General features: G+C 57.6%; 13 protein-coding genes. 2 read left to right on the top strand and 11 right to left on the bottom strand.

From position 1 onward, the window contains the following. Positions 1-202: 202 nt before the first annotated feature. The 7 genes from IEY52_RS06440 to IEY52_RS06470 all read right to left on the bottom strand — a co-directional run bounded on the left by IEY52_RS06440 (position 203) and on the right by IEY52_RS06470 (position 7,185). Complete coding sequence (locus IEY52_RS06440; protein ID WP_189001545.1) at positions 203-1,495, bottom strand: thymidine phosphorylase; 1,293 nt, start codon at positions 1,493-1,495, stop codon at positions 203-205. Position 1,496: 1 nt separating this feature from the next. Then, positions 1,497-2,171 carry a deoxyribose-phosphate aldolase gene (gene deoC, locus IEY52_RS06445; protein WP_189001547.1) on the bottom strand — a complete coding sequence of 225 codons (675 nt, stop codon included), beginning with the start codon at positions 2,169-2,171 and terminating at the stop codon, positions 1,497-1,499. Next, on the bottom strand, positions 2,164-3,069 hold the full coding sequence (locus tag IEY52_RS06450; protein ID WP_189001549.1) for an ABC transporter permease: 906 nt from the start codon (positions 3,067-3,069) through the stop codon (positions 2,164-2,166). The genes deoC and IEY52_RS06450 overlap by 8 nt, the downstream gene beginning before the upstream one ends. Next, entirely contained in the window at positions 3,066-4,931 is a 1,866-nt protein-coding gene (locus tag IEY52_RS06455) for an ABC transporter permease (protein WP_189001551.1), read from the bottom strand. Before IEY52_RS06455 ends, IEY52_RS06450 begins: the two co-directional genes overlap by 4 nt. A 27-nt stretch (positions 4,932-4,958) precedes the next feature. Beyond that, positions 4,959-6,548, bottom strand: coding sequence for an ABC transporter ATP-binding protein (locus IEY52_RS06460; protein WP_189001553.1), 1,590 nt, complete (start codon positions 6,546-6,548; stop codon positions 4,959-4,961). A gap of 175 nt (positions 6,549-6,723) precedes the next feature. Beyond that, positions 6,724-6,942, bottom strand: coding sequence for a hypothetical protein (locus IEY52_RS06465; RefSeq protein ID WP_189001555.1), 219 nt, complete (start codon positions 6,940-6,942; stop codon positions 6,724-6,726). Positions 6,943-6,954: 12 nt separating this feature from the next. Next, a complete protein-coding gene (locus IEY52_RS06470; RefSeq protein ID WP_189001557.1) occupies positions 6,955-7,185 on the bottom strand; it encodes a hypothetical protein in 231 nt (76 codons plus the stop codon). Between the two features lie 213 nt (positions 7,186-7,398). Here IEY52_RS06470 and IEY52_RS06475 point away from each other — a divergent pair, with 213 nt between their 5' ends. Further along, a complete protein-coding gene (locus IEY52_RS06475; RefSeq protein WP_189001559.1) occupies positions 7,399-7,551 on the top strand; it encodes a hypothetical protein in 153 nt (50 codons plus the stop codon). Positions 7,552-7,591: 40 nt separating this feature from the next. Here IEY52_RS06475 and IEY52_RS06480 read toward each other — a convergent pair whose 3' ends face one another. The 4 genes from IEY52_RS06480 to IEY52_RS06495 form a co-directional block, all read right to left on the bottom strand. Next, complete coding sequence (locus tag IEY52_RS06480; RefSeq protein WP_189001561.1) at positions 7,592-8,491, bottom strand: RluA family pseudouridine synthase; 900 nt, start codon at positions 8,489-8,491, stop codon at positions 7,592-7,594. A gap of 11 nt (positions 8,492-8,502) precedes the next feature. Then, positions 8,503-9,606, bottom strand: coding sequence for a LacI family DNA-binding transcriptional regulator (locus IEY52_RS06485; RefSeq protein ID WP_189001563.1), 1,104 nt, complete (start codon positions 9,604-9,606; stop codon positions 8,503-8,505). Positions 9,607-9,650: 44 nt separating this feature from the next. Continuing rightward, positions 9,651-9,911 (bottom strand): hypothetical protein, encoded by a 261-nt coding sequence (locus IEY52_RS06490; RefSeq protein WP_189001565.1) that lies wholly within the window; start codon positions 9,909-9,911, stop codon positions 9,651-9,653. Between the two features lie 116 nt (positions 9,912-10,027). After that, entirely contained in the window at positions 10,028-11,260 is a 1,233-nt protein-coding gene (locus IEY52_RS06495; RefSeq protein WP_229684658.1) for a cation:proton antiporter, read from the bottom strand. 254 nt (positions 11,261-11,514) lie between these two features. On the opposite strand from IEY52_RS06495, the gene IEY52_RS06500 reads away from it, so the two are divergent. Beyond that, positions 11,515-12,570, top strand: a complete 1,056-nt coding sequence (locus IEY52_RS06500; RefSeq protein WP_189001568.1) for an NAD(P)-dependent alcohol dehydrogenase — start codon at positions 11,515-11,517, stop codon at positions 12,568-12,570. The last annotated feature ends 34 nt before the right edge of the window (positions 12,571-12,604 follow it).

A 12,604-nucleotide genomic window follows, 5' to 3' on the forward strand; every position in this document is an offset into this window, starting at 1 on the left:
GGGTGAGGGGAGGGTTTGAGGTTTCTTACGGTTGGGCGAGGCACGCCTCGCCCCTACACAATGCATCTGATATTTCTTCCGGTGGGGCGCAGCACGCTGCGCCCCTACAGGTGCCCATTTCAAATTCTTGCCCTCAGCTCTCGGCCCTCGGCCCTCGGCGTTTTTGCCTTCAGCCTTCTGCCTTCTGCTGCGCGAAGCGCATTCAGGCAATGTGCCCCAGAATCAACTCTGCTTCTGCTGGCTGTTTGCCCTCAATCTTCAGGGCCTCCTCGACCAGTTTTAAAGCTGCGTCTTTGCCTTTGTTCTGGTGGTAGATGCGGGCGATGGGTTCTCCGGCCTGCACCTTTTCCCCCAGTTTTTTCAGGAGTTCGATGCCCACCGAGTGGTCGATGGCTTCCCCTTTGGTTTCACGGCCTCCGCCCAGCACCAGCAAGGCCTGTCCGATCTTCAGGGCTTCAATGTGGGAGACAAAGCCTGAAGCGTGGGCCTGCACCTCCACGGTTTCCGGGGCCACAAAGAACAGGGAGGGGTCGTCGATGTAGCTGGGATCTCCGCCCTGGGAGGCCACGAAAGCCCGCAGTTTGGCCAGTGCAGAGCCGTCCTGCAGGACTTCTCGGGGTCTGCGGTCGGCTTCTTCTTCGCTGAAGCCCTCGGCCAGCAGGGTTTCTTTTGCCAGCGAGAGGCACAGTTCCCGCAGGTCTTCGGGGCCTTCTCCCCTGAGGGTCTGGATGGCCTCCAGCACCTCTAAAGTGTTGCCCGTCATGCGTCCCAGAGGGGTTTCCATGTCGGTCAGCACGGCCCGCACATTGCGCCCGCTGAGTTTCCCGATGTTCACCATGGCCTCTGCCAGAATTTGCCCGTCCTGCAGGGTCTTCATGAACGCTCCACTGCCCACTTTGACATCCAGCACGATGGTTTTTGCGCCAGCGGCCAGTTTCTTGCTCATGATGGAACTGGCGATCAATGGCACGCATTCCACCGTTCCGGTCACGTCTCTGAGGGCGTAAAGCAGGCCGTCGGCAGGGGCAAGGTTTTTGCTCTGGCCCACCAGCGCGAGACCAATCTCACGGGCCTGTTTCAGGAAAGCCTCGTCTTCCAGCACGGGGCTCCAGCCCGGAATGCTTTCCAGTTTGTCGATGGTGCCTCCGGTGTGCGCGAGGCCCCGTCCGCTCATCTTGGCCACGGTCAGACCCAGTGCGGCCAGCATGGGGGTGAGCACCAGACTGGTTTTGTCTCCCACCCCTCCAGTGGAGTGTTTGTCCACGGTGTGCGAAAGGCTGGAAAGGTCCAGCAGGTCACCACTTTCAGCCATGGCGAGGGTCAGGTACGTGGTTTCTTCGGGGGTCATGCCCTGAAAGAACACCGCCATCAGCCAGGCTGCGACCTGGTAGTCGGGCACCTGTCCGTTCACGTAGCCCTCGATCAGGAAGCGGATCTCGGCCTCGGTGTGCTGGCCTCCGTCCCGTTTTTTCTGGATCAGGTCAGGAATCCGCATGTCAGTAGCCTTCGCCTGCCTTTTCTCCCTGCACCAGGGCAACGCCGCTGGAGGTGCCCAGTCGGGTGGCTCCAGCTTCAATGAACCTCTGGGCATCCTGGGGGGTCTTGACGCCTCCGGCTGCTTTGATGCCAATTTTGCCCTGGGTGATTTTGGCCATCAGCTGGATGTCTTCCAGGGTTGCGCCTCCGCTGCCAAATCCGGTGCTGGTTTTCACGAAGTCTGCTCCGGCTTCCAGCACCAGTTCGGTGGCGCGGATTTTTTCTGCTTCGGTCAGGTAACAGGTTTCGATGATGACCTTGAGGATCACGTCTTCGGTGGCTTCCCGCACGGCCTGGATGTCCCTGAGGACCAGATCCCAGTCGCCTGCTTTGGCGGCCCCGATGTTGATCACCATGTCCACCTCATCTGCACCCATTTCCACGCTGAGGGCAGCTTCTCTGGCTTTCTGCTCAGGGGTCAGGGCTCCGAGGGGAAAACCTGCAACGGTGGCGACTTTGACTTCGCTTTCCGAGAGGCATTCCAGGGCAAGCTGGATGTAACCGGGATTGATGCACACGGCTTTGAACCCGTGCTCTGCGGCCTCCTCGCAGAGTTTGCGAATGTCTGACGGGGTGGCTGCAGCTTTCAGGAGGGTGTGGTCAATGTAATCTGCAAGGTTTAAGGGGTCATTCATATGCTTTACCTACGGCTTTCGGCGCAGTCCCTTTGCCGGTGAGCGCCAGGGCAATGATGGTGAACAGAAAGGGCATGACCTGCACGATGCTGCTGGGAAAAAGGTCTGCTCCACCCAGGGTGATGGCCAGAGCACTGAAAAATCCGAACAGCAGGGTGGCTCCCAGGGTGCCCAGCGGGGTCCATTTTCCGAAAATCAGAGCGGCCAGGGCAATGAACCCCTGTCCTGCCGAGAGGTTTCGGGTGAAGCTGTTCAGGAAACCCATCGAGAGAAACACACCTGCGGTACCTGCCAGCATACCCGAGATGACCACTGCGGTGTAGCGGATCTGGTACACATTCACACCCATGCTGGCTGCTGCCTTGGGGTGTTCCCCGGTGGCCCGGATTCGCAGGCCATAAGGGGTTTTGTAGAGCACGTACCACCCAATCAGCACCATCAGGAAAGCAAAGTAAACAGGCGGGCTGAAACGGAAATCCCCGAAACCCCACTGGGGCAGCGCATGTTCAATGGTTTTGCTTTCTGTGGAGGAGCCATACAGGAAGCTCAGGATCACCCCGGGCACCCCGATGGCCAGCAAATTGATGGCGGTGCCAGAGATGACCTGATCGGCCCTGTATTTGATGGAGATCACGGCGTGAATCCAGGCCACCAGACCACCCACCAGTGCACCAGCAATCCAGCCGACCCAGGGGGCAGCGTTGCCTAAAGATGCATCCAGCAATTGTGTGGTCACAGCCCCGGCCAGGGCACCAAAAATGATGATTCCTTCTAACGCAATGTTGACAATCCCGGAACGCTCGCTGAACAGGCCCCCAAGCGCTGCCAGCAAAAGCGGCGTGGTCGAGCGGATCAGGGTCGCCAGAAAAGTCAGCGTGAACAGATCCAGAAAACTCATGCGGTCACTTCCTTGCGTTCTTCTTTAGGGGTGGGGTTGGCTTCAGGTGGAGCAGGAGGCGGGCTGATGATCTTCTTGCTCAGGAAACCCTGCGCCGCAATGATCAGCACGATGATGGCCTTCAGCACGGTCACGATGTCACGGTTGAGGGCATCCAGCTTCTGGTCCACATACAGACCGCCCGTGTCCAGCACCCCGAACAGCACACTGGAAGCCACCACACCCACCGGGGTGCTCTGGCCCAGCAGGGCAATGGTGATCCCATCAAAACCCACACTGACGGGCAGGCTCTGTTTCAGGCGGTACTCGTCCAGCGCTCCCCCCATCACATAGTGGGAAGCGGTCAGACCTGCAAATGCACCTGCAACCACCATGGCCAGGATGGTGTTCTTTGCAACGTTGATGCCCCCGTATTCGGCGGCTTTTGGAGACAGGCCCACAGCACGGATCTCGTAGCCACGGGCAGTCCTCCACAGGAAAACCCCGAAGAACATGGAAGCAAGCAGGGCCAGCAGGAAAGCCACATTCAGGCGGCTGGAAATCAGGGCACCCGTGGCCTGCACGGTCATGGGCACCCACAGGGCTGCAGTCACGGCCACCCCAGCAGCCAGAGCAATCCACAGGCGGTTTCTGTTTTTCAGCACAGCAAAGAGCAAACCCAGCACCAGCAGACCTGCCATCCAGCTCAGGCTGATGTGGTCCCCGTCTTTGTGCAGCCCGAACAGCTGCAGCAAACCGGGCAGTTGCGCTCCCGCCTGCAACTCTGCACTTTTGGCCTCAAACCCCTCTGCTTTGAAAGGCATCTGGAAGGTGTGTCCGAAGAATTTCACCTCGCTGGAACCGATCATGAACACGAAAATCCCTGCAGCCACGTAATTCAGCATGATGGTGTTGATCACCTCGCTGGACCCGAAACGGGCTTTCAGCCAGCCGACCAGACCGCCCCACAGCGCTCCTCCCAGAGCACCCGCCAGCACGGTCAGGGGCAGCAGAAAAACTGCAGGCAGATGCACATAAACCCCCACCAGCATGGCAAAGATGGCCCCAATGGTCATCTGTCCAGGGGCACCAATGTTGAACAGGCCCGCCCGGAAAGCAAAGGCCACACTGAGGCCGGTCAGGATCAGGGGGGTGGCCAGCACCAGGCTCTGCAGGAAATCCGGGAGGTTGGTCAGGGGGGCAAAGAGGGTGGAGTACACGAACCAGATCAGGTCAAATTTTCCGACCAGCATTTCAGGCATGGTCAGGGGAGAGGAGAGGCCACTGGGGACCTCCTGAATCGCCACGATGATCAGGGCACCGCCCACAATGGCAATCAGGAAGGACACAGAGGGAACCAGGGCCCAGCGCAGTTTCTCCATGCGCTCCCGCCAGACCCTGAAGCCGCTCAATCCGGTGAACAGGGTCACCAGCGAAGCCAGCAGTCCCAGCACCAGACCCAGATTGACCCCTCCAGAAACAAAAGGAATGCGTCTGAGGGGGATGTTCTGGCCCAGCAAATTCTGGGTGGCCTGTCCCAGCGAAACCTGCACGCTGACCGTTGCCAGCACAGCAATCAGCAGGCCTGCCAGTCCAGCCATCCACAGCCAGGAAGCCTTTCTCAGGGCTGCAAAAGCAGAGATCAGCAGACAGGCAAAAAGCGCCCAGCCCAGACCCAGCGCTGTGCCCATGGCAGGCAGATGCTCGGGAGGAAACCCGGAATAATCCATGACTTTCCCGGTCAGCAGTTGCAGGGTCCCTGCACCGCTGAAATTGCGGGTGTAGGTCAGAAAGGGAAGCAAAAGCAGGCCCAGTCCAGCAAGCAGACTGGTGTACAGCGCAATCAGGCTTGCGCTTCTGGTGGTGGTGTAACTCTGGCTCATCTGTGGTCTCCAGGTGTGGCTCTGCCCTCAGGCCAGAGCGGGTTGTTTTTCTTCTTGTGCTGCTTTAGAGTTCACGCCAGCCATCAGCAGGCCCAGTTTTTCCTCGGTGGCTTCGCTGGCTTTCATTTCCCCCATGACCTGCCCCTCGAACATCACCAGGATGCGGTCTGAGAGGTTCATGACTTCGGTGAGGTCTGCGCTGACCAGCAGCACCCCCAGCCCCTGGTCTCTGGCCCGGATGATCTGACGGTGAATGAATTCAATGGCCCCGATGTCCACCCCACGGGTCGGCTGACTGGCGACAAGGATTTTCGGGTTCCTGAACATCTCTCTTGCCACGATGACCTTCTGGGCATTCCCACCCGAGTAGCGTCCGGCAGGCAGATCCGCTGATCTGGGTCGCACATCGTACAGGTCAATCTGGGTTTCGGTGTGCTTGCGAATGCGCATCAGGTTCAAAAGTCCGAATTTCCCGCTGAAGAAGGGATTTCGGTGCTGTCCCAGGATCATGTTTTCAGCGGTGCTCATTTCCAGCACCAATCCGCGTTCATTGCGGTCTTCGGGGATGTGGCTCAGGCCTGCTTCGGCCACCCGTCTGGCATCGGCTTTTTTCAGGGTCTCGCCCGAGTAGCGGATTTCGCCTCTGGAAAGCGGGCGCAGTCCGGTGATGGCCTCCACCAGTTCGCTCTGACCGTTGCCGTCAATCCCGGCAATGCCCACCACTTCACCCCTTGCCACATGAAAAGACACCTGATCCAGCACAGGTTTCTTGTGGCTGCTGGCAATGCTGGCATTCAGGACTTCCAGCACCTTCTCTTTTGGCTGGGCTTCTTTTTTCTGGACCTTCAGGGTCACCTCGCGGCCCACCATCATGCGGGCGATGGTCTCGGTGGTGGCCCCCTCCCTGGGAATGCTGCCGATCATCTTGCCGTCCCGGATCACCGAGATCTCATCACAGAGCTCTAAAACCTCGTGCAGCTTGTGGGAAATGAAAATCACGCTGTTCCCCTGCTGGGCAAACTGTTCGCGCAAAAAACGGAACAGGTCCTCGGTTTCTGCAGGGGTCAGAACTGCGGTGGGTTCATCCAGAATCAGGATTCTGGCCCCCCGGTACAGGGTTTTCAGGATCTCCACTTTTTGCTGCAGGCCCACAGGAAGGTCTTCAATTTTTGCGTCCGGGTTCAGGCCAAACTTGAATTGCTCGATCAGTTCTTTGACCCGTTTGCGTGCAGCAGCGTAATTGATGCTGGTGCCACTGGTCGGTTCCATCCCCAGAATCACGTTCTCGGTTACGGTCAGAGGTCCGACCAGCATGAAGTGCTGGTGCACCATTCCAATGCCGTTCTGGATGGCGTCTCTGGGGTCGAGCATGGGTGCAGGCTTTCCATTCACCCGGATTTCACCACTGGTGGGGGGCTGCATGCCATAAAGGATTTTCATGAGGGTGCTTTTCCCTGCGCCGTTCTCTCCCACCAGCGCATGAATGCTGCCCCAGTTCACCTTCAGGTTGATGTTGTCGTTGGCCAGCACCAGAGGGAAGCGCTTGGTGATGCCCCTGAGTTCAATGGCAGGGGGTTCAATTGCATAAGGTTCGGTCATGGTGGGGTCCGAAGTCATGACAGATCTGCAGCAGGCTGACTTCCTGACCTGCCCGATGCCTTCCCGGAAAAGGGTCAGCCAGCGGTTTGCAAGCACGGGGACACGCCTCCACCAGCATTTCGGGTGCAGAGGTCAAGGCTTGTCATACGTATGACGCAATTATAGTCATACGTATGACTGAACTGCAAGGGATTCAGCGCACAGGATCTTTTTCGGCTTGCCGTTCCGGTTTCAGGAGGTCCTGGATCTCCCCATCAAAAAAAGGTCCCTGATAAGGCTCAGGATCTGGGGTCAGGGCTGCCTTTTTGCGGGTGTGCCACCACAACATTCCATACCCGACCACCCCAAAAAGCAGGTAAATCAGAAAACCAGCCAGCAACAATTTGCCCAGCAATGGCAACAAAGCGTCCATGGGTTCTAAACTTCAATCCTGCAGCAGGTGCGTGGACACCATGAAATTTAAGAGCGCCGCCCCCTCCTGCACCTGCACAGCGGTCAGTTTGAGGTCCACCCCCAGAAACTTCATTTGCAACTGTCCCCGAAAAATCGCTTCATGCTCCTCAGCACTGAGACTGGTTTTGGCCACCACCTGCACCGACTGGTCAAGCCAGGTGTAGGAAAGCACTTCCTGAATGGTGATTTCTTTGATCATCACGTTGCAGTCTCCTTCGCTGGATTTGTGTTCAGCAGAGTGTACTGCATTTGTGCCTGAGGATGTGAGGGCAACCCCATGCAAGGCAGTTTTTGCCTTCATCTCCTGTTGATGTTCCCATTCAGCCCCCACTCAGAACCCCTCAGAAAAAATTCAGCGTCCCTCAGGGACTTTTCAGTACGGAGGTATACCCTTAAGTCAGAAAGGAGGGAGCAGATGTTATTCATCCTCTCACTCATCGCTGGTCTGATCATTGGCAGTTCTTTCCTGATTGTTGTCCTCCTGATGGACCGTTCTTTGAAAACACCCCAATTGAATTTTGATGATCTGCAAGACGCCCCTCCTTTTTCCCTGAATCCTTCTGCCTGATCGGGCTGTGCTGAAAATCCCCTGCTGCAAGGCGGAGGATTCACTTTTGAAGCTGCAGAGGAGAGGGAACAGGGGCCAGAATTTTTGTGGTTTGCTGCTTGATGGGATGCTCAAAAACCAGCCTTGCTGCATGCAGCAGATATCCACCATCCCCTGGCAAACCCGGGTCCTGCTGCAAAGGCAAACCATCAGGCCCGTACAGTGGATCTCCCGCCAGCGGATGTCCGATGGAGGCCAGATGAATGCGGATCTGGTGAGGCCGTCCGGTCTGGATGTCCACTTCAAAAAGGGTGGAGGTCTCCCTTCTTTCCAGCACTTTTGCCAGACTGGAAGAGGGTTTCCCTTCTGGGTGTGCTGCAAACACTGTTCCCAATCTGGGATGGAGAACCGGCCCAATGGGGGTATGGATGGGGTAAACATCCTTTTCTGCCACACCAGAAGCCAGGGCCAGGTACTGTTTTTGTACTGCATGGTCCCTCCAGGCTCTTGCCATCAGGCTTGCGGCTTCAGAAGAGGTGGCAAACAGCACCACACCGGACGTGTAGCGTCCCAATCGGTGCAGGGGGCTGGCCTGTGGATGGGTTTTTCGAACCAGGGTCAGCAGGGTGTGCTCCAGAAATCCCCCTCCGGGCATGGTGGGAAGGCCACTGGGTTTGTTCACCGCGAGCAGGTGCTCATCTTCTTGCAGCACCTCAAAATGCAGAGGGACTTCGGGTTCCTCCCAGGGGGGACGGTGCCAGATCAGGGTCTGTCCGGGTTTCAGGGTTTCCTGCCCAGTTGCGACCTGACCGTCCAGATGGACTTCCTGTTGCTGCAGGCGTTCCTGCCATTCCTGAACAGAAGAATGGGTGTAAAACCTGCTCAGGTAATCCAGCAGGGTCAGACCTGCGGCTTTTTTCACAAGCTGTTCGGTGTAGGCGTATCCCTGGTTCAGTGCCATTTTGCTGCCATTCACTGTCCAGGTGCTGCAGCAGAGCCGCGTTTGATCAGTTCAGTCTGGAACCACACCACTTTTTCGGCTCTGGGTTGCCCTTCCAGCAGTTGAATCAGTTGCTGGGCGGCTGCCTGCCCCATCTGATAGGCCGGAATGTGCAGGGTGGTGAGTTCAGGTTCGATGTACTGGGACAGTTCAAGGTTGTCCACCCCGATCACCGAGAGGTCCTCTGGGATGCGCAGTCCCAGCTGTTTGGCGGCCTTGTACACGCCCACCGCCAGAAAATCCCCATCGCACAGGATGGCCGTGGGCCGCTCTTCGGGCAGGCTGAGCAGTTGCAGCGCGCCTTCTTTTCCCCCTTCCAGCGAGAAAGGGGCCTTGACCTGCCATTCAGGCTTCAAAGTCCAGCCCTGTTCTGCAAAAAACTGCTGGTAAGCGCGGGTTCTGGCCTGGAACGTCTCGGTTTCCACGGTTGCAGCAAGGTGTGCAATTCGGCTGTGTCCCAGGGCCAGCAGGTGTTGCAGGGCCATCTGGATGCCGTGGGGGATGTCCACCATGATGGAATGAAAGCCGTCCACCCGGCCTTCCACCAGCACCACATTGCCCTGATCCAGCAGGTTGCTGGACCGTGCAGAGATGTCCCACAGCACGTATCCATCCACATCGTGGCTGAACAGGTGCTCGATCAGGGCCTCCTGGGTGCTCATGCTGTGGTCGTAATTCACCAGGATGGTGTCATAGCCCAGTTTGCGCGCCTCCTGGTCTGCCCCCTGGTACACCGGGGCAAAGAAGGGGTTGCTGAGTTGTGGAACCACCAGGGCCAGGGTTCTGGCCCGCCCTTCCCGCAGGGCTTTGGCTGCCCGGTTGGGTTTGTAATTGAGCATGCGGGCGGCTTCCCAGATGGCCTGCTGCAACTCCTGAGACACCCGGCCTTCTGCCTTGCCATTCAGCACCAGAGACACTGTAGATTGCGAAATCCCCAGATGCCTTGCCACATCTGCACTGGTGGGTTTTTTGAACAGGTTGCGGTCAGGGTTGTTCATGGTCGGGGTCAGGCTGCTTTCCTGCCCAGTATACATTTCATTTCTGTTTTTGATGGCCACTTCAGGAAGGGCATCCACAAAAAATCCACCCGCTGAACAGGTGGATTCAGAAAAAGAAAAACTCAGGAAGCACTGCGGATTTCACAGCCGGGCATGTTCCAGCCCAGGGCTTCTAAGGCGCTCACTTCGGGGATGAAGAACCACATGCGGGTGTCTTTCTGGTGGTCGTAGCTTTCCAGCCAGGTGCCTTTGATGTCTTCCGGGTGGGGATGCTGGGCGGTTTCTTTGCTCCACCATGCGATGGCGGCCTTGGCAGCTTCTGTAAAGCTGGTGTAGCTGCCCAGCATGGTTCTGCGTTTGCGTTTCACGGTCACGGTGTACATGCCTCATTGTATTCTGTTTTTTACATAATACATAGCAGGAAATTCTACAGAAGCTTGAATGCGCTGGTTTCGCTCAGAACAGAATATAGATTCTGAAATCTGAAAAAACTTTCTGATCAGCTTCTGGCCTCCGGACGCACCAGCACTTTCAGCACGATGGGGGCCAGCAAGGTGGTGACCATCACCATCAAAAGAACCTGTGCAAAAACCTCCTTCTGGATGATGCCGTAAGACAGTCCAATGCCCGCCACAATCAGGCCCACTTCCCCTCTGGGCACCATGCCCACCCCTACCAGCATGGCATCTTTGCGTCCCTGAGAAAGGGCTCCCAGGAATCCGCCCACCCATTTGCTGAGGACGGCCAGAACAGACAGGACCCCGCCCGCCATCAGCACCACTGGACTTCCCAGCAAACCCAGTTCCAGCTTCACGCCCACCATGGCAAAGAAAACCGGGGCCAGAAAGTCTTCCAGGGCGTGCACTTTGCTTTCAAATTCATATTCGTCTTTGACTTCGGACAGCACCATGCCCGCCAGAAAGGCCCCGATGATGGGGGCAAGACCCGCCAGACCAGAGAGTGCAGCCAGACCCAGCCCAACCACCACAGCAAGACTGAAACTGCTTGCCAGGGGCACATTTCTCAACTGCTTCTGAAAACGCCGCAGCAGGGGAATGCCCAGGGCCAGCACCGCAACCACGAATCCCACACTCAGGCCCAGGGTGGTCAGCACGCCCAGCAACGAGATGTCTCCGCCTTTGCCCAGACCGCTGACCACGGCCAGGATGGTGAGGCCCAGGATGTCATCGATCACGGCTGCCCCCAGGATGATCTGGGCGAATTTGCGGTCCAGCACACCTATTTCCTGGAGCACTTTGGCGGTGATGCCCACACTGGTGGCCACCAGTGTGGTGGCCAGAAAGAGGCTTTCGATGTTGCTGTGTCCCTGCATCAGCCCGAAAAAGTACCCTCCCACCATCGGAAAGAAAATCCCCAGCACGGCCACCAGCAAAGCTTCTTTGCCCACATTCAGCAGGTCTTTGAAACGGGTTTCCAGGCCCACCATGAACATCAGAAAAATTGCTCCAATTTCTGCGAGGGCTTCCAGGGTCAGGCTGTCCTGCACGGCATTCAGCACACTGGGACCGATGAGCACCCCTGCAGCCACCTGACCCACCACACTGGGCAACCCCAGCCTGGAAAACAGCCAGCTGCCCACACTGGCGGCCAGCACCAGAAAGAACAGTTGAATCAGCACATCTGAAACTTCAGAGGTTCCTGCTGCCTGGGCTGTGCCACCGAGCAGCACGCAAAACAGCAGTTGGATGGGAAACATTTTGGATCTGGTCATCTTGACTCCTTGAAAACCGGGATGCAAAAAAAGCGAAGACCTTTTGATCAGTCTCCGCCAGGTCCACGCATGAAGGTGGTTTTCTGCCCATTCGGGCACAGTTGTGCTTTACAGCATACCGGGATCTGGCATCATGAGGCAAGCCTTGCTTTCTCTGTCCTCTGTTTTCTGCTGCCCTGCTTCTCAGAAACCTGGTGCTACAATGGACTCGAGTCCATCAACTTTTCCACCCTTCCCGAGGCACACCCATGAAGATGAAAACAGCCGTTCTGCACAGCATCCGTGACGTAAGGATCGAAGAGAGAGACATTCCCCAGCCCCAGGCAGGCCATGTGCTGGTGCGCATCCAGAAGGTGGGGGTGTGCGCTTCAGACGTACACTACTTCACCCACGGACGGATTGGCCCCTTTGTGGTGGAAGCCCCGCTGGTGCTGGGCCATGAATCCATGGGTGTCATTGAAGCAGTGGGGGAGGGCGTGAAAGGCTTTGCTGCCGGAGACCGGGTGACCCTGGAGCCAGGGTCACCCTGCCGCACCTGCGAATACTGCAAATCCGGGCGCTACAACCTCTGTCCCGAAATGACTTTCATGGCCACCCCGCCTGTCAATGGGGCCTTCACGGAATACCTGGAATGGCCCGCAGATTTTGCTTTTAAAGTTCCTGACAGCATCAGCGACGACGCTGCAGCCCTGATCGAACCGCTGGCAGTGGGCATCTGGGCGGCCCGCAGAGGACAGGTGAAAAGCGGAGACACCGTGGTGGTGGTGGGTGCAGGACCCATCGGATGCACCACCCTGCAAGCCGCAAAAGCTGCTGGAGCCACCACCCTCATTGCCATTGACCTGGAAGATTTCCGGCTGGATCTGGCCCGGGAACTGGGGGCCACCCACACCATCAACGCCAGACACCAGAATGCCCAGCAGGTGATTCAGGACCTCACCTCCAGAGGTTTGCCCACATCCCACAGTGGGGCAGATGTGGTGTTTGAAACGGCAGGCACCCTGCGCACCTGCCAGCAGAGCATGCTTTTGGCCCGGCCTGGAGGGGTGGTGGTGCTGGTGGGATTGCCCCCGGATCCCATGGTGACCCTGGATCTGGTGGCCGCTGCAGCCCGCGAAGTGGACATCCGGGGCCTTTTCAGGTATGCCAACTGCTACCCGGTGGCCCTGGCCTTGCTGGAGCAGGGCCGCATCAACCTGGACCGTCTGGTCACCCACCGTTTTGCTTTGCCACAGGTGCAGGAAGCCCTGACCTTTGCTGATGAATTCAAACAGCAGTCCATGAAGGTCATGGTGGATGTGACCCCTTGAGCAACCCTGCTGCTTCTGTCAAATGCTTTAAATT

It is taken from the genome of Deinococcus roseus (assembly GCF_014646895.1).
Taxonomy (GTDB): Bacteria; Deinococcota; Deinococci; order Deinococcales; family Deinococcaceae; genus Deinococcus_C; species Deinococcus_C roseus.

Excerpts from the sequence above, each read along its gene's own strand:
- IEY52_RS06460 (WP_189001553.1), bottom strand. The coding sequence starts at position 6,548 with ATGACTTCGGACCCCACCATGACCGAACCTTATGCAATTGAACCCCCT.
- IEY52_RS06490 (WP_189001565.1), bottom strand. The coding sequence starts at position 9,911 with ATGTACACCGTGACCGTGAAACGCAAACGCAGAACCATGCTGGGCAGC.
- IEY52_RS06480 (WP_189001561.1), bottom strand. The coding sequence starts at position 8,491 with ATGGCACTGAACCAGGGATACGCCTACACCGAACAGCTTGTGAAAAAA.
- IEY52_RS06465 (WP_189001555.1), bottom strand. The coding sequence starts at position 6,942 with ATGGACGCTTTGTTGCCATTGCTGGGCAAATTGTTGCTGGCTGGTTTT.
- IEY52_RS06495 (WP_229684658.1), bottom strand. The coding sequence starts at position 11,260 with ATGACCAGATCCAAAATGTTTCCCATCCAACTGCTGTTTTGCGTGCTG.
- IEY52_RS06475 (WP_189001559.1), top strand. The coding sequence starts at position 7,399 with ATGTTATTCATCCTCTCACTCATCGCTGGTCTGATCATTGGCAGTTCT.
- IEY52_RS06440 (WP_189001545.1), bottom strand. The coding sequence starts at position 1,495 with ATGCGGATTCCTGACCTGATCCAGAAAAAACGGGACGGAGGCCAGCAC.
- IEY52_RS06450 (WP_189001549.1), bottom strand. The coding sequence starts at position 3,069 with ATGAGTTTTCTGGATCTGTTCACGCTGACTTTTCTGGCGACCCTGATC.
- IEY52_RS06500 (WP_189001568.1), top strand. The coding sequence starts at position 11,515 with ATGAAAACAGCCGTTCTGCACAGCATCCGTGACGTAAGGATCGAAGAG.
- deoC (WP_189001547.1), bottom strand. The coding sequence starts at position 2,171 with ATGAATGACCCCTTAAACCTTGCAGATTACATTGACCACACCCTCCTG.
- IEY52_RS06455 (WP_189001551.1), bottom strand. The coding sequence starts at position 4,931 with ATGAGCCAGAGTTACACCACCACCAGAAGCGCAAGCCTGATTGCGCTG.